The 14,679-nt window shown below is 36.7% G+C and carries 19 protein-coding genes; all 19 read right to left on the bottom strand.

Features of this window, described 5'->3' with window-relative positions:
- Window positions 1-31 precede the first annotated feature (31 nt).
- Complete coding sequence (locus tag IPO46_05255) at window positions 32-463, bottom strand: Rrf2 family transcriptional regulator (protein QQS63993.1); 432 nt, start codon at window positions 461-463, stop codon at window positions 32-34.
- 2 nt (window positions 464-465) lie between these two features.
- Window positions 466-789, bottom strand: coding sequence for a metal-sulfur cluster assembly factor (locus tag IPO46_05250; GenBank protein QQS63992.1), 324 nt, complete (start codon window positions 787-789; stop codon window positions 466-468).
- Window positions 786-2,075, bottom strand: a complete 1,290-nt coding sequence (locus IPO46_05245) for a cytochrome C oxidase subunit I (protein ID QQS63991.1) — start codon at window positions 2,073-2,075, stop codon at window positions 786-788. The genes IPO46_05250 and IPO46_05245 overlap by 4 nt, the downstream gene beginning before the upstream one ends.
- 1 nt (window position 2,076) lies before the next feature.
- Entirely contained in the window at window positions 2,077-2,886 is an 810-nt protein-coding gene (locus IPO46_05240) for a DUF2249 domain-containing protein (protein QQS63990.1), read from the bottom strand.
- 23 nt (window positions 2,887-2,909) lie between these two features.
- Window positions 2,910-3,410, bottom strand: coding sequence for a hemerythrin domain-containing protein (locus IPO46_05235; protein ID QQS63989.1), 501 nt, complete (start codon window positions 3,408-3,410; stop codon window positions 2,910-2,912).
- Window positions 3,411-3,556: 146 nt separating this feature from the next.
- Window positions 3,557-4,510 (bottom strand): iron-sulfur cluster repair di-iron protein, encoded by a 954-nt coding sequence (ric, locus tag IPO46_05230; protein ID QQS63988.1) that lies wholly within the window; start codon window positions 4,508-4,510, stop codon window positions 3,557-3,559.
- Window positions 4,511-4,762: 252 nt separating this feature from the next.
- Window positions 4,763-5,263 carry a YeeE/YedE family protein gene (locus tag IPO46_05225; protein QQS63987.1) on the bottom strand — a complete coding sequence of 167 codons (501 nt, stop codon included), beginning with the start codon at window positions 5,261-5,263 and terminating at the stop codon, window positions 4,763-4,765.
- 11 nt (window positions 5,264-5,274) lie between these two features.
- Window positions 5,275-5,838 (bottom strand): YeeE/YedE family protein, encoded by a 564-nt coding sequence (locus tag IPO46_05220; protein ID QQS63986.1) that lies wholly within the window; start codon window positions 5,836-5,838, stop codon window positions 5,275-5,277.
- A 19-nt stretch (window positions 5,839-5,857) separates the two neighbouring features.
- Window positions 5,858-6,055: a hypothetical protein gene (locus IPO46_05215; GenBank protein ID QQS63985.1), complete on the bottom strand. Its 198-nt coding sequence runs from the start codon at window positions 6,053-6,055 to the stop codon at window positions 5,858-5,860.
- Window positions 6,056-6,094: 39 nt separating this feature from the next.
- Complete coding sequence (locus IPO46_05210; GenBank protein QQS63984.1) at window positions 6,095-6,328, bottom strand: hypothetical protein; 234 nt, start codon at window positions 6,326-6,328, stop codon at window positions 6,095-6,097.
- Window positions 6,329-6,330: 2 nt separating this feature from the next.
- Window positions 6,331-6,960, bottom strand: coding sequence for a methyltransferase domain-containing protein (locus tag IPO46_05205; GenBank protein QQS63983.1), 630 nt, complete (start codon window positions 6,958-6,960; stop codon window positions 6,331-6,333).
- Window positions 6,953-7,267: a rhodanese-like domain-containing protein gene (locus IPO46_05200; GenBank protein ID QQS63982.1), complete on the bottom strand. Its 315-nt coding sequence runs from the start codon at window positions 7,265-7,267 to the stop codon at window positions 6,953-6,955. The genes IPO46_05205 and IPO46_05200 overlap by 8 nt, the downstream gene beginning before the upstream one ends.
- A gap of 10 nt (window positions 7,268-7,277) precedes the next feature.
- Window positions 7,278-8,696 carry an MBL fold metallo-hydrolase gene (locus IPO46_05195; GenBank protein ID QQS63981.1) on the bottom strand — a complete coding sequence of 473 codons (1,419 nt, stop codon included), beginning with the start codon at window positions 8,694-8,696 and terminating at the stop codon, window positions 7,278-7,280.
- Between the two features lie 50 nt (window positions 8,697-8,746).
- Window positions 8,747-9,196, bottom strand: a complete 450-nt coding sequence (locus IPO46_05190) for an OsmC family protein (GenBank protein QQS63980.1) — start codon at window positions 9,194-9,196, stop codon at window positions 8,747-8,749.
- A 205-nt stretch (window positions 9,197-9,401) separates the two neighbouring features.
- Window positions 9,402-10,199, bottom strand: a complete 798-nt coding sequence (locus tag IPO46_05185; protein ID QQS63979.1) for a sulfite exporter TauE/SafE family protein — start codon at window positions 10,197-10,199, stop codon at window positions 9,402-9,404.
- Between the two features lie 62 nt (window positions 10,200-10,261).
- Window positions 10,262-10,885 (bottom strand): Crp/Fnr family transcriptional regulator, encoded by a 624-nt coding sequence (locus IPO46_05180; protein QQS63978.1) that lies wholly within the window; start codon window positions 10,883-10,885, stop codon window positions 10,262-10,264.
- A gap of 290 nt (window positions 10,886-11,175) precedes the next feature.
- Entirely contained in the window at window positions 11,176-12,423 is a 1,248-nt protein-coding gene (locus IPO46_05175) for a cystathionine gamma-synthase family protein (protein ID QQS63977.1), read from the bottom strand.
- A gap of 32 nt (window positions 12,424-12,455) precedes the next feature.
- Window positions 12,456-13,097 (bottom strand): glycosyltransferase family 2 protein, encoded by a 642-nt coding sequence (locus IPO46_05170; protein ID QQS63976.1) that lies wholly within the window; start codon window positions 13,095-13,097, stop codon window positions 12,456-12,458.
- A 138-nt stretch (window positions 13,098-13,235) separates the two neighbouring features.
- A complete protein-coding gene (locus tag IPO46_05165) occupies window positions 13,236-14,609 on the bottom strand; it encodes a tryptophanase (GenBank protein QQS63975.1) in 1,374 nt (457 codons plus the stop codon).
- Between the last annotated feature and the right edge of the window lie 70 nt (window positions 14,610-14,679).

The raw sequence follows: 14,679 nt of genomic DNA, 5'->3' as shown, positions 1-14,679 counted from the left end.
AATCACCAATGAAAGCCCCTGGTGTTACCGATTAGCCTGTAAGATATGCGAAGCCTTCATTTACATTAAGGTATAAATCAATAATTTTTTTCTCTTCGCACATTTTTTTAAATAATTCCCTCACAGGTTTAAAATCAGTGTGAAAAGGGCATGGATGTGACTCAGAACATTTTGCAAGACCTAAACCACATTGTTTAAAAATTTCCTGCCCGTCTATGGCTTCTACAATTTTAATAATGGGTTGGTTGGTTTGTTTTTCGGTAATGTAAAACCCACCATTGGGGCCTTTGGAACTAAAAATGATTTTATATTTCACCAGTTTTTGTAAAATTTTTCCAATCGTGTGTTCGTTTTCATTAATGTGGCTTGCTATATCTTTTATACTGAATTTTTCCCCGGTTTCATATTTTGATCCAAGGAAAATCACTGATTTTATTGCTGCTTTACAACTTAAACTTAACATAATTATCTTCCTAAAAATTCACGGCCTTCATCCGAAACCATATTTACATTCCAATGGGGTTCAAAAATAAGGTTTACCTCAATTTGGTAACTGGCAAAAGATTGCTGAAGCGAATGTGTTACATCGCTGGTAATAGATTCGCCCATGGGGCAAAATTCTGTAGTAAGCGTCATGGTACAAATTATTTTTTGTGTATCTTCTTCAAATTGCAATTCGTAAACCAATCCTAAATCAACCACATTCAATCCAATTTCGGGATCGTAAACATTATAAAGGCCCGATAGGGCAATATTGCATTTTATTTCATTATTGGTGGTTACACTCATTTTAGTTGTGCTTTATGGGTAAAAATTTTTATTACATTCCAGTTGTACAAAATTGCTGTGATCAACAATAACAGTGCTCCGGGTTTTAATAGGATAGATTGGGGAAACAAAAGCCCGCAAATGAAAATAATAAAACCCAGCAAGTAGGCTATACACATTATTTTAAAAACAGTATTACTGAACATATCTTTTGGGCTGGGTGTTTTTCCCTGCCCTGATCGCTTGCGATATACTTTGTTCCAAACAATAAACGGCAGGGTTTTAAATGTCATTCCTAAAATTATGGCCGTTATCCATCCAAAAAAAATGATAAAGCCGTACGCTACCATAAAGGCATTGTTTTCTGCCTTCCTGTTAATAAAAATAAGGAGTATAATAAAGAGTAAAATTAAAGGCAATGCCATCATTATGGCAGATAATAGAGACAACCTTACCTGTTCATCAACTTGTTTCCTAATCCGTTGTTTGTATGCTGCAATACAATAATAAATAAATAGTAAAATTGCTGCAAAAAGCATTACATCGGGAATAAGAGAATAAGAAATAGGCAAAAAATAAAAGATAAGGATAAACAATAGCAACGAAAGGTTTACTAACCAAAATATTAACCACAATATACCTGGGTTTGAAAATTTTGAAATAAGAAATAATGGAATTAACCGGGAAGCTACACCAATTACCAAAAGCAGGAACCATCCAATAATTCCGATATGTACATGTAGTGGAAGATAATGTACCGAATTATGCCGCATAAAAGTAAACGTAAAATTGTACACAAGCGCCAGGCCCAGGGCCACAGTAATAAATAACCACAAAACGGAAGTAAATACAAATACAGCGTGTACATTTTCGTTTTTACTTTTTGAAATGCTTATACCAATATTAATGAGATAAGCCAATAGGGCAAGTACCACAAACCTGCCGCCCCATTTTGCAGGAGCTCCCATATTAAATTCATAAAACCCGTAACAAAGGAGCGGTATACCAATTGCTGCCAGTACAAATGAAGTGTATGCTAATTTATTGCTGTATAATTTTCCTTCAATTAATACAGGTACCAGCTGGTGGCTTGCCCCAAGTATAACCATAGTGCCCCAGCCCAGCGCCATTATATGGGTGATGGCCAATAAGTGCGGCTGAAAATAATGCTTTAAAAATGCATCGGTAGAAAAAAATAAAAGTGCCGTAGCTGCAAAAAAAGAAAAGGCTGCATATAAATAAAAAGGTAATACTACTTTGTAAGATGTAGTACTCAGCAATGGGGATCCTGGTTTTGAAGCTATCATCTTACTCTTTAAAAATCAATAAATGTACATCAGCATCGCTTATTTCATTTATTCGGTATTCAAAATTCCGGTCTTTTAGTTCGGGCAATAAAAATACGGGGATGCGTTTATGGTAAACAAATAAGGCTTTATCTTTGGGAAGTTGTTCTAGTTCTTCTAAAATTGTCATCATGGGCAAGGGCATTTCCATTTCACGAACATCAATGCTCACCAGCTTATCCTTATAATATTCCAGTTTGCTTTGCCAGTCTTCGGTATTGGAAGTTTTTTCAGGTTCTGAAAATCCTGTATTGTCTTTTTTAAAAAAATAGGTGTTTATCACGGTGTCGCTAACGGTTTCTACATAAGCATTAAAGCCTTGCCTGGTTAGTATAGGAATTAAAGGAGCGGGCTCAAAACTATTTATCAATTTTAAAATACCTCCCTGCGGTAATTGCTTAACGGCATTTATAATGAGGTTAAACGGATCTTTGCCATTTTGAATTACCGGCCTTACATCTAGTTGAGTGATGTTTTCTTTTTTTACATTTTTTAAAAATTCCGGCAATGGTTGTTGTATATTCCCATCTTTTTGTTCTTCATTTCGGTCAGCTTCAAAACCCAATTGCTGTAGTGTATTAAAAAAATCAGTTACACTCACATCGCCTACTTTACTGGCCATGGCTATGGAGGTTCGGGAAGCCATAAGTTTTCTTAAAATTGGGTTCCGCAACTTGTTGAACTTTGGAGAAAGGCTGATGATTGCCTCCAAAGCTCCGGGGTGGCTTTTAAGTAATGTTGAAATTTTTGTATCAATATTTATTTTTACCATTTACTGTGTGGAAATTTCCGGCTTTAATTTTTAGTTTCCCAAAAATGATCATCCCAATCATTATCTACCTGCTTGTTATCAATATGATTTACCTGGTACTCCAGTAAATTTTTTTCAGGCACTACTTCCTGGATATGGCTAAACAAAGTACGTTCTTCAAAGCGGATATGGTTATCCAGCATTTCCGAAAAACGGGTCAATAGCGGATAGCTGTTTTTCTCGTTCTTTATCATTTCAATAAGAGAATATATTTTTTCATGTTCCTGCATTGCCTGAATTCGCAATGGGCTGGCTTCGGGCAGGTGAACAAACAAAATTTTTTCTTCGTTGCTAAAATGCTGTTTAAGGTCTTGTTCATAAAAACAAAGCACATAATTACTAATCCGTTCCGGAGAAATACTTTTCTTAATGCCTTGTTTTATTTTCCATACGAGCAACAGGCCAAAATGATGCTCACGGGAAAACTGTGCAATGGTTTCGTGCCTTTTAATAGGTTTTGTATTGTTTTCGTTGGAACTGTTCATTACGTGTATTTTATTATTGGTTTTTTATTAGCCGATTAGTAACAGGCAGTAATCGTTACTGATATTTAATTAAGGATGAACTATTGTAAGCAGGGGAAAATAATTTCCCCTACTTACGGTTTTTTTAGTATTTAGCAATTATTAGTTTAATTCTTTTCCATTTCTAGTGCCTTGGGAAAAAGGATATTATTTTCCAGGTGTATGTGGATGTGTAAGTCTTCTTCGAGTTCTTCCAGCATACGGAACAATAAACTGTAACTTGCACAGCCATCTTCGGGCAAGCTATAGTTATTGCTAAGAGTACGAATTTGCTCCATGGCATTCCCGGTATGCTCATGTTCCATTTCCATCATGCTTATTGGGCCTTGCACAGAGCCCAATGCATTGTATTGCGGAGCTACCGCTGTTTTATTTTTTGAGGCAACAATTTCTTTAATGTAAGGGAAAAGTATTTGTTCTTCTTTAACCATGTGTGCACTCATTTCTGCACTTACTTCTTCTACCAACTGGTAAATTTCTAAAAGTTCAGGATGGTTATCGCCATGTACTCTTGCAACTTTAGCTGCATAGCCTCGTATTTCAGGCAGTTGTTTTTTGGTATAACTGTGGTGGGTATTTACAATATAGTCTGCTAAAAAATCTAGGGCCCAGTCATTGTAGGGTAAGGGCCTGGTAGAAACAACCTGGTCGGCTTTTTGTAATTCCTGTTCTATTACTGCATAATCCAATCCCTTATCTGCACAAGCTTCTTTTACTGTTTTTTTGCCGCCGCAGCAAAAGTCAATTCCATATTTTTTAAAAATTTGTGCTTTATGCATGTCTTTGGCAACAATTTCGCCAAGGGTTTCATTATTCTCCCCGGAAATGCGTTTGGCAATTTTTATTTTCCACCATTCTGGTCCGGTTTCCAAATAATCCCATGTAAAAATATTACCTCTTTGACCCAATAATTGATAGTACAATGGTTTTGGGTCATGGTCGTTGTGGATGATTAAACTTTCTCCTTCGTTTAATTCATCAAATCGGGAAAAAATTGTGGGGTGTTTCATCCTTGGCTCAAGCAAGGTAACATTGAGTATATTTTCTGCTGTTGTTTCCATTGAAAATTCAATTTTTAGATGTAATTAATATTGCAAAGATAGGAACAACTTTAATAAAAGTATAAAAATACTTTTATTGTTTTTTGAAAACTATAATTATATGAAAATCAAAGATTTAAAAACTATATATTATTGGAAAAATTGAGAAAGAACCTGGATATATAATCCAATGGTAAATTCCTTTAATTTTAAAACTGTAAGTGTACCCGGTAAAAAATTTACAGGATAATTTTTGTAGAGGCTGCAAAAATTTTAGTGCGGAAGTTTATCCCTGAAAAATCCGTAAACCCAGGTACCGGCAATAGCGCTTAAAAGGGTAACTAAAATTACCGATACACCGGTTCCAATTTGGGCAAACAATGGACCGGGACATGCGCCGGTAATTGCCCAGCCCAGCCCAAAGAGCAGGCCACCGTATATTTGCCCTTTGTTAAAATCTTTTTTATGGAGTTCTATTTTTTCGCCATAAATAGTTTTTACATTAAACCTTTTTATGAGCCAAATAGAAACCATACCTACTAAAATGGCGCTACCAATAATTCCGTACATATGAAAAGATTGCATGCGAAACATTTCCTGAATGCGGAACCAACTTATGATTTCTGCTTTTACCAATACAATACCAAAAAGAATACCTGTAACCAGGTATTTAATATGGTGGTACCATTTATGCACTAACCTGCTTTCGTTTACACATATTGCATCTAATGAACGAACTTCAAAATCGGTATTAGTTTCTATTGTTTTTTGCATTGTTTAACCGTTTAAAGTAAAAGGATAAATGGTAAAATAAAATTGGCCATTATAAAACCACCCACCATAAAACAAACCGTGGCTATTAATGATGGTAATTGCAGGTTTGATATACCCATTATGGCATGGCCGCTTGTGCAACCACCTGCATAGCGTGTACCAAAGCCTACCAAAAAACCACCTGCAACCAGCATTACCAAGCCTTTTACTGAGAATAAAGATTGCCAATTCATAATTTCCGAAGGAACAAGGTTGTTGAAATTTGTTATGCCATATTCTGAAAGTTCGGTAGCTAATTTTTGATTTATGATTATGGGATGGGGATTGGCTAAAAATTGCATGGCAATAATACCACCCAGTAAAATGCCTAAAACAAAGATAAGGTTCCAAATTTCTTTTTTCCAGTTGTAGGAAAAAAAAGGGATTTTTACCGGCATACAGGATGCGCAAATATGGCGAAATGAGGAACTGATGCCGAAAGTTTTATTACCCAGGATGAGTAATACCGGTACAGTTAGCCCAATTAAAGGCCCGGCCACATACCAAGGCCAGGGTTGTTGTAAAAACTCTAACATTTTTTTGTGCCTAATTTTATTAAGCAGATTTTTTTTGCTGGAAGATTGAGAATAAAATACCGCCCATAACTGCACCGTATAAAGTACTGTTGTACGGATTGGAAGTAATGGCACAGGTTCCTGAGTTGCACCCTACAAATTTCCAGTATAAAAAACCGGCAAAAGCACCTAAAGGGATACCAATGGCCAGCAGCATATTTTTTTTAATAAAATTCATTTTTGATTAATTTTTATTCTTCAATTAGTACAGCATTTTTTATTTTATTTCTTCAAAATTAACATTGCCAGTATTATTTGTGAATTTTTGCACAGGGGTTTTACAGGTGCCGGCACCGCAACAACCCATATTGAGTAATGGCATTAATGTAAACAAAGCGCCAATAACAATAAATATCCACTCATTTATTTGTATGCCTTGAATGAGTATAAAAATTCCGGCGGCTAACCGCATCAGGCGCATAAGATTCCAGTTGCTTAAATATTGTTTCATTTCTATTTTTTAATCATTTGAATAAATACTTCTGAACCTGCTCTTGGAGCAATGCTGTTGTAACATTCTTCCATTTTGGCAATTGTAAAGTGTGGTTCAAAAACTGGTTTATATTCGCATGGGCAACCACCAAATGGCGGGCCTTGCTTTTCAAAAGTTTTATCAAACAAGAGGCCGGCTATTTTGCCATTTTGGTTCAAAAGTGCTGCGGCTTTTGCAGCATATTCATTTCTTCTCAGCGGTGGTATGGCACAAAAAAAAGTTTGTTCTATCATTAAATCATATTTGCCCTGGTGTAGAAAAAAGTCTTCACAGAAAACCTTTACCTGCTGGTTGCCGGTAAATTTATTTTGTAAAATTTCAACTGCTTTGGGTGCAATATCAATGAGGGTAATATTGGTAAATCCATTGGTCAAAAGGTATCCTGCTTCATAAGCATTACCACAACCGGGAATTAAAATGGCTGCATCTTTATTTTTATACTGAGCCATATATTCCGTAATGGCCGGTGATGCATGGCCTGTATCCCATCCGGTAGTTTTATTTTGCCATTGGGCATCCCAGTATTCCCTGTCTAGTGGGTTATCGCATTGCGTTACGCAACATTGTAACTCTTTTTCCTGGTTATTCATTAATTACCTGTTTTACTTTTTGCCAGCTTCCGCCGTTAACTACATTTTTAAAGCCGGATTGTTCCAGCATGGTTTTAGCCATGCTACTGCGGCTCCCGCTCCTGCAAAATAGCACAATATTTTTTTTATTTTTAAACCTGGTAATTTGTGCCTGCATTTTTTCTAAAGGGATATTTACTGCGCCATTAACCGAACCTGAAGAAAATTCAATTTCAGATCGGACATCTACTAAAAAAGCGCCTTCTTTAATTACCGTTTTGAGGTTACCGTTTTGTTTATTACCAAATATTGCCGAAAAAATTCCCATAATATTTTTTTTATTTATTAATGCATGATGCATTGCTGCATACAATTGTTTTTCCTTTAGCCGCCTGCCATTCCTTCATTCCTCCTGCATAATTTTTTATATTTTTAAAACCATTGCATTTTAGCAAAGAATAAGCAATAGAAGAGCGGTCGCCTGCCTGGCAATGAATAATCACTTGCTTGTTTCTGTTGATTTTATCGAGGTTTTCCAATAGTGTTCCCAGGAAAACATGATCGGCATTTTCAATATGTGCAGCATTATATTCGGTAAGCCCACGAACATCAATAATTTGTATATTATCTTTATTGAGGCTGGTTTTAAATTCATCAATGTTTATTATTTCTGCTTTTTGTAATTCAATGCCCATATCGTGCAGGTTGGAAATATAGCCGTACACATTATCTAATCCAATACGCATCAGTTTACGGGTTAAATCTTCCAGTTGGGCTTCATCGGCTATGAGTACAAATTGTTCCTGGTAATTCAATATCCAGCCAGCCCAGGTAGCAAAAGAGTTATTGCCTTGTATATTGATGCTTCCGGGAATATGGCCATTGGCAAAATCAACTTTACTCCGGGTATCAATAATTTTTAAACCCTTTTTATAGGCGGATAAAAATTCTTCTTTTGTTAATTTGGAATGCCTCGGCACTTCTACCAGTAGCCTGCGCTTTACTTTGTTGAGGTGTTTCATCATGGCAAAATATTTTGGCGGCTCTGGCTGGTCGGTCAGGAGTGTATCTATAAAGGCCTTTTCTTTATTGGCAAATTGAAATGCCCAGTTGCGTATTTTTTCATAGCCAACTGTAGAGCTGTGAACAGCCCCCAAAGCTTTGCCACAAGCAGATCCGGCGCCATGGGCAGACCATACCTGTACAAATTCGGGAAGAGATAAAAATTTATCAAGGGAATGGTACATTTGTTTAGCACCCAATTCTTTTGTTCCTTTAATGCCTGCAGCTTTCTCCAATAAATCGGGGCGGCCAATATCACCAACAAAAACAAAATCTCCGGTAAAAACCATTACAGGTTCATTGCTTGCAGGGTGATCGGTTAGTACAAAAGAAATACTTTCTGGGGTATGGCCCGGTGTATGCATTACATTTAAAGAAAGATTGCCTACTTTAATGTTGTCGCCATCTTTTAAACCCACATGGTCAAATTCATATTGCCAATCAGGCCCGCCCTCGTTAGATAAATACATTTTAGCACCGGTTACAGCAGCCAGTTCCCTTGAGCCACAAAGAAAGTCGGCATGAATATGTGTTTCGGTAATATGTGTAATAGTTAAATTATTTTGCCTGGCAATTTCCAAATAAGTATCAATATCTCTTTTGGCATCAATTACAATAGCTTCTCCTGTGGCCTGGCAGCCAATAAAATAACTGCCTTGCGCCAAACTTTTATCGTAAACGTGTTGAAAAAACATAAGAAAAATTATTTTTATTTCAAGAGCAAAGTTCCGTTAAATCTTTTACATTAAAGTTGTTCCAATTCCATAATCTGAGGGGTAAGTTTGATTTCTGTTTTCATGGAATTGGTTACCAGGCAGCCTGTTTTGGCCTTTTCCAAAACTTTCATGGCTTTCTCTTTATCAGCTTCTGGATTGCTTAGCTTAACCTGTGGAAACATTTCTGCTTCGGTGATGAGGTATTTGCCTTCTGTCATTTCCAATTTAGCAATGGTTTTACAACTAAAGCTTTCTACTTCTACTTTAAAATTTTGGGCTATTGCCAAAAAAGTAGCCATGTAGCAACTATTTATAGCGGCCACAAATAAATGCTCCGGCGACCAAATACCCGGTACGCCATTTGGAAATTCTGGTGGTGTGGCACACTCAATAGTTTTATTTAAAACGGGTGATGATAAAGTGCCAATTCTGGCTTCTTTCCAATCTATATTAACTTCGTAAAAGTGGGTTTGTGACATAATACTGTATTTAATTTTAATAAATAAATTGATGCAGCAAAGGTCTGTTATTTTATTTCCCTGAAAGGTTACTTTAGTTACATTGGTACAGATATTTCTTATTTTGATACCTGTTTTATGGATATTTTACCAATTTATGACATTTTTGTCTTTCATTGGAAAGATAAAGAACAACCTGATTTTGAAAGGGCCTGTGTTTCCCAAATTAGCTGTACACGGTTTCCTTAACAAGGATGTAAAAACCCATTAGAAGTACAAACCAGCCAAAAGCCGGTTTTAATTTTTTACCATCAATTATTGTAGATAAATAACTGCCGATCAATATGCCGGTTATAGCAATTGCCGTAACGCTTAAAAGTAAAGGCCAGTGGATAAGGCTATGCGAAAGAGAGAATAGAAACCCCAATAAGGAATTTATAGAAATGATGAATAAAGATGTACCTACGGCAGTTTTCATGTGAAGATTTAAAAAATTAACCAGAACCGGAATAATTAAAAAACCTCCGCCTGCACCTATTAAACCTGTAATTACCCCTACAAATATGCCATGAGTGAAAACGATAGGGTAGTTAAAATTTTTCTTTTTCTGTTCTTCATATTCTGTTGCTTTTCTTTTTTTAATCATGCTATATGATGCAAAAATCATTAGTACGGCAAATAGCGCCATTAAAAAAATCCTTTTTGTAAAAATGAAATAGCCAATATGCATTAGTTCCTGTGGTATTGCAGGTAATATATACGTCCTGGTAAAGAAAACAGACACTACGGAAGGGATACCAAAAGCAAATGCAGTTTTTAAGTTCAGCAGATTTTTTTTATAATAAGTAATCGAGCCTACTATACTTGTTGCACCCACCACAAAAAGGGAGTAGGAAGTAGCCAGTACCGCATCTACACAAAATAAATACACCATTACCGGAACGGTAAGTATGCTTCCCCCACCGCCAATGAGGCCTAAAGAAAGCCCTATAAAAATTGAGGCTATATAACCGGCTATTTCCATAATTGTTTTTCTAATGAACCTGCAAAATTGCCAATGTTGGACTTAATAATAAGCAACATTGGTTACACAAGGGTTATTTTGTTCCTGCTAAGTTGCAGCACCCCGTTTTCTTCCAGGTTTTTTAATAGCCTCGATACTACAACCCTTGCAGTACCTAGTTTGTTGGCTAATTGTTCGTGGGTAATTAAAATAGTTTTGGATTGGTTCATTTCAGCAATTTTTTGGAGCAATAAAAGTAAGCGCTCATCTACTTTTTTAAAAGCTATGGCATTTATTGCTTCCAATAGTTCTTCAAAGCGATTATGGTACAGGCGAAAAATATAATCCAGCCATTGTGGGTGTTCCTTAATGAACAAAGCAACTTTTTCTACGGGTAAAAAAAGTATTTCGGCGTCTTCTTCCACCTCTGCTCTTACTTTGCTGGTTTCGTTGTGCAAGCCACCTAAAAAAGACATAATGCAACTTTCTCCTGCTTTAATGTAGTACAAAAGTATCTCTTTCCCGTCTTCATCGGTACGCATTACTTTTATAATACCCCTGGTAATTATGGGTATGGCACGAATTGCGGAATTTTCGTTGAGGATTACGCTTCCGGCCTTATAATTTTTTTGAAGGCTGTTGGCATAAAGTTTTTCCACCAGTTCCGGGGACGACTTAAATTCTTCTACCTGTTGCAAATTTTCCATTATGCGAAGTTAGAAATTTTTGTGCAGGTGGTTATTTTTGGCTAAGGAAAGCATTAAGCCTTCTTTTTTATGTATTTAAAAAATAACTTTATTGAAATCCCGTAAATTAAGCCAGCAAGCATCCAATAAATAAATTCTTTTGCGATAATTGTAAAGGAAAATGGCTGCTTTGTAACATATCTGTAGATTAATCCCATAGCGACAAACATAAATGCTCCCCAGGATTAGCCGGTTAAATACCATCGCATATTACCATAAGATGAGGGGAAGGCATTTTATTTAATTTTCATTTATTTGTCAAGCGCCTGTTTAATGTCTTTAATAATATCTTCATAATGTTCCACGCCAATAGAAAGCCTTATCATTTTATCGGTAATGGAAAGCTCTGCTTTTAGTGTTTCATCTACATCTACATGTGTCATAGAAGCCGGGTGTTCGGCAAGGCTTTCGGTACTACCCAGGCTTACGGCAAGCTTTATAAGTTTTAAGGAATTTAAAAATTTAAACGCTTCTTTTTCCCCGCCTTTTATATCAAAAGAAATCATGCCGCCGTTGGTAAGGCATTGTTTATTGCGAATATGAAATTGTTCTCCATTTTTTTGGGTGAGGTTTCCTAAGAAATATACTTTTTCTACAGTGTGGTGCTGGTTTAAAAATTCTGCAACTTTAGTTGCATTATAAACCTGTTTATCCATTCTAAGTTTTAAGGTTTCCAGGCTACGAAGCAGAAGCCATCCTGTATTTGGGCTGGCCATATTGCCCAAAAAGGTTCTTAAAACTTTTATTCGTGAAATTAATACTTTGTTGCCCAGGCAGGCGCCGGCAATTACATCGCTGTGGCCGCCAATATATTTTGTGGCGGAGTATAAAACTAAATCTGCGCCATGCTTTAATGGGTGTTGCCATATTGGCCCCATGTACGTATTGTCTACCGCTAAATAAATTTCTCTTTGGGAAGTTGAAAAATATTTTGCAATTTCTTTACTGACTTCAATATCTATTAAATCATTTGTGGGGTTTGCTGGTGTTTCAATATAGATTAGTGATAGTTTTTGGGCAAGCCCGGTTTTGTTTACAATTTCAATAATTTCTTCTTTGGTTTGCCCCACTTTAAATTCGACAACAATAATTCCAAATTTTGTAAGTATTTTTTTTATAAAATGATCGCTTCCCCCATAAAGCGGGCTGCTAATGAGCAATAAATCGCCGGGTTTTAAAAATTCTAAGAGCACAGTGGTAATAGCCGACATACCACTTTCAAAAACGGCGCAATCTTCAGCTTCGTCCCAAAGTGTTAATCGGTTTTCCAGTATTTCCAAATCGGGATTGTTGATACGACTATAAATGAGGCCCATTTCTTCGCCTTCATTTTTTTGCCTGCGGCCATAAGCCACTTCAAAAAATGCTTTGCCCGCTTCTGCACTTTTAAAAACAAATGTGGAAGTTTGAAATATCGGGCATTTAACAGCGCCTTCTGATAGCTCCGGTTTATAGCCATAAGACATCATCAGGCTTTCCGGATTAATTTTTTTGTTCATTTCCTTTTATAATTTAATGATGAATATTTATTTTAAATATTATTACAAATACTGTCTGCAGTATCCCGGTAATAAATATATCCCGGAAGATCAACTTTTTTTAAACAATATTTTTTTTCTGCCCTTTCCCAAAATTCACTGTCTTCGCTGTAAAAAATATTTCTGTCGAATCCATTTAGAGATACAAAAACTTCTTTTTTGCCAAAAAAGGTTGGGCCGATGATACAAAGGGATAAATGTATTTTCCTGGACAAATCGTTTTTGTCCTTAACATATCTGTCGCCAATTATGCTGGCGCCGCCTTCAATAAGATCAACCCTGGGATTATTTGCCATATACTTTACCCTTTTTTCCAAATAATCGGGTTGGTATTCATCATCACTGTCCAAAAAAGCAATATATTTTCCTGCGGAAGCTGCAATACCCACATTTTTTGAAAGAGATAGCTTGCGGTTGCTATGTTTTATATAACGGATGTTTTCATGGTGTTTCATATAATGGTTTACTATTTCAAAACTATTATCATTGCTGCCGTCATCTACTACAATTAGTTCGCAATCTTTAAATATTTGGTTTATAAATGAAGGAATGCTGCGCTGTAGTAAGCCCGACCGGTTGTAAGTAGCCATTATTACCGAAACCAATGGGTTGGCGGAGCTATATAAGTCAAGCATTGGTACATTGCCAGCATGGTTTGGTTTACATGAAGTGCAATTTTTTTATTTGCGTTTTGCAACTCAATTTATTCTAATTTATAACAAAACGAAAGTGTACCAAAGTTACAAAAGCTTTTGTAAAAGACTCTTGTACCCTTATTTTATCGGCTCAAAATGTGCTGTGAAATGCCTTAAAAATGGCGGTTCGTAGGTAATTTTAAATCCTTTGTTCCTGTTTTTTATTTCCAGTATATCGTCAAAAATATCCAGTACATAATCTATATGGCTTTGGGTGTACACACGCCTGGGTATTGCCATGCGTACCAGTTCATTTATTGCAGGCACCAATTTGCCCTGTTTGTTGTATTTACCAAACATAACGCTGCCCACTTCTACACATCGAATGCCCCCTTTAAGATACAGGTCAATTACCAATGCCTGGCCGGGATACTCCACCACCGGAACATTGGCATATAATTTTTTGGCATCTATATAAACGGCATGCCCGCCAATGGGCCACACAACAGGAACTCCTTTTTCTCTTAATTTTTCGCCTAAATAAGCCGTGCTGCGGATGCGGTAATGCAAATAATCTTTATCAAACACTTCGTTTAACCCAATAGCAAGGGCTTCCATGTCCCTTCCCGATAAGCCACCATAAGTTGTAAAACCTTCCGATATAATGAGCAGGTTTTTACATTTTACCGAAAGCGCTTCATCTTTTAAGGTAAGCAGGCCACCTATATTTACCATGCCGTCTTTTTTTGCACTCATTATAAATGCGTCGCCAAGGTTCAGCATTTCCTGTGCAATTTGCTTATAGGTTTTTTCGGTAAAGCCATCTTCCCTGTGCTTTATGTAATAACTGTTTTCGGCAATGCGGCAACCATCTATTACCATAAGTAAGCCGTGTTTGTCGCAAATTTTTCTTACAGCTTTCATATTTTGCATACTTACTGGCTGGCCACCGGAAGAATTATTGGTAACTGTAATTATTACTGCTGCAATTGTACCTGTTCCATACTGGGTAATTAGTTTTTCTAATTTTTCAAGGTCAATATTTCCTTTAAAAGCAGCATACGATTCTACATCATTGGCTTCTTTGCAAACAATATCAATGGCCTCAGAGCCTACATATTCTATATTGGCACGTGTGGTATCAAAATGGGTGTTGGAAATAAAAATTTTTCCTTTTCCACCCAGGATGCTGTACAAGATCCTTTCGGCTGCACGGCCCTGGTGCGTGGGCAATACATATTGCATACCGGTTAGTTCCTGTACTACGGCTTGTAAATGTTCCCAACTCCTTGCACCGGCATAGCTTTCATCGCCCATCATTATGCCGGCCCATTGGCGGTCGCTCATGGCGCCGGTTCCGCTATCGGTTAATAAATCAATAAACACATCATCGGAGCGCAAGAGGAAAGGATTATAACCGGCTTTTTCCAATGCGGCTTGCCTGTATGCTTCGGTAGTAATGCGTAAAGGCTCTACCATCTTTATTTTAAATGGCTCGGTTAGTGTCCTCATTTTCTGGCTCATATGCTAAATATATTACGGTGGGATTTTAAAATTGGCGGCAAAGATACCTTAATTTTAA

It is taken from the genome of Chitinophagaceae bacterium (assembly GCA_016699815.1).
Lineage (GTDB): Bacteria > Bacteroidota > Bacteroidia > Chitinophagales > Chitinophagaceae > Ferruginibacter.
This window is presented reverse-complemented; position numbering and strand designations above follow the sequence as displayed.

Excerpts from the sequence above, each read along its gene's own strand:
- IPO46_05200 (QQS63982.1), bottom strand. The coding sequence starts at position 7,267 with ATGGGAATTTTTTCGGCAATATTTGGTAATAAACAAAACGGTAACCTC.
- IPO46_05255 (QQS63993.1), bottom strand. The coding sequence starts at position 463 with ATGTTAAGTTTAAGTTGTAAAGCAGCAATAAAATCAGTGATTTTCCTT.
- IPO46_05175 (QQS63977.1), bottom strand. The coding sequence starts at position 12,423 with ATGAACAAAAAAATTAATCCGGAAAGCCTGATGATGTCTTATGGCTAT.
- IPO46_05180 (QQS63978.1), bottom strand. The coding sequence starts at position 10,885 with ATGGAAAATTTGCAACAGGTAGAAGAATTTAAGTCGTCCCCGGAACTG.
- IPO46_05215 (QQS63985.1), bottom strand. The coding sequence starts at position 6,055 with ATGAATTTTATTAAAAAAAATATGCTGCTGGCCATTGGTATCCCTTTA.
- IPO46_05225 (QQS63987.1), bottom strand. The coding sequence starts at position 5,263 with ATGCAAAAAACAATAGAAACTAATACCGATTTTGAAGTTCGTTCATTA.
- IPO46_05205 (QQS63983.1), bottom strand. The coding sequence starts at position 6,960 with ATGAATAACCAGGAAAAAGAGTTACAATGTTGCGTAACGCAATGCGAT.
- IPO46_05220 (QQS63986.1), bottom strand. The coding sequence starts at position 5,838 with ATGTTAGAGTTTTTACAACAACCCTGGCCTTGGTATGTGGCCGGGCCT.
- IPO46_05190 (QQS63980.1), bottom strand. The coding sequence starts at position 9,196 with ATGTCACAAACCCACTTTTACGAAGTTAATATAGATTGGAAAGAAGCC.
- IPO46_05165 (QQS63975.1), bottom strand. The coding sequence starts at position 14,609 with ATGAGGACACTAACCGAGCCATTTAAAATAAAGATGGTAGAGCCTTTA.
- IPO46_05245 (QQS63991.1), bottom strand. The coding sequence starts at position 2,075 with ATGATAGCTTCAAAACCAGGATCCCCATTGCTGAGTACTACATCTTAC.
- IPO46_05170 (QQS63976.1), bottom strand. The coding sequence starts at position 13,097 with ATGCTTGACTTATATAGCTCCGCCAACCCATTGGTTTCGGTAATAATG.
- ric (QQS63988.1), bottom strand. The coding sequence starts at position 4,510 with ATGGAAACAACAGCAGAAAATATACTCAATGTTACCTTGCTTGAGCCA.
- IPO46_05195 (QQS63981.1), bottom strand. The coding sequence starts at position 8,696 with ATGTTTTTTCAACACGTTTACGATAAAAGTTTGGCGCAAGGCAGTTAT.
- IPO46_05235 (QQS63989.1), bottom strand. The coding sequence starts at position 3,410 with ATGAACAGTTCCAACGAAAACAATACAAAACCTATTAAAAGGCACGAA.
- IPO46_05185 (QQS63979.1), bottom strand. The coding sequence starts at position 10,199 with ATGGAAATAGCCGGTTATATAGCCTCAATTTTTATAGGGCTTTCTTTA.
- IPO46_05240 (QQS63990.1), bottom strand. The coding sequence starts at position 2,886 with ATGGTAAAAATAAATATTGATACAAAAATTTCAACATTACTTAAAAGC.
- IPO46_05250 (QQS63992.1), bottom strand. The coding sequence starts at position 789 with ATGAGTGTAACCACCAATAATGAAATAAAATGCAATATTGCCCTATCG.
- IPO46_05210 (QQS63984.1), bottom strand. The coding sequence starts at position 6,328 with ATGAAACAATATTTAAGCAACTGGAATCTTATGCGCCTGATGCGGTTA.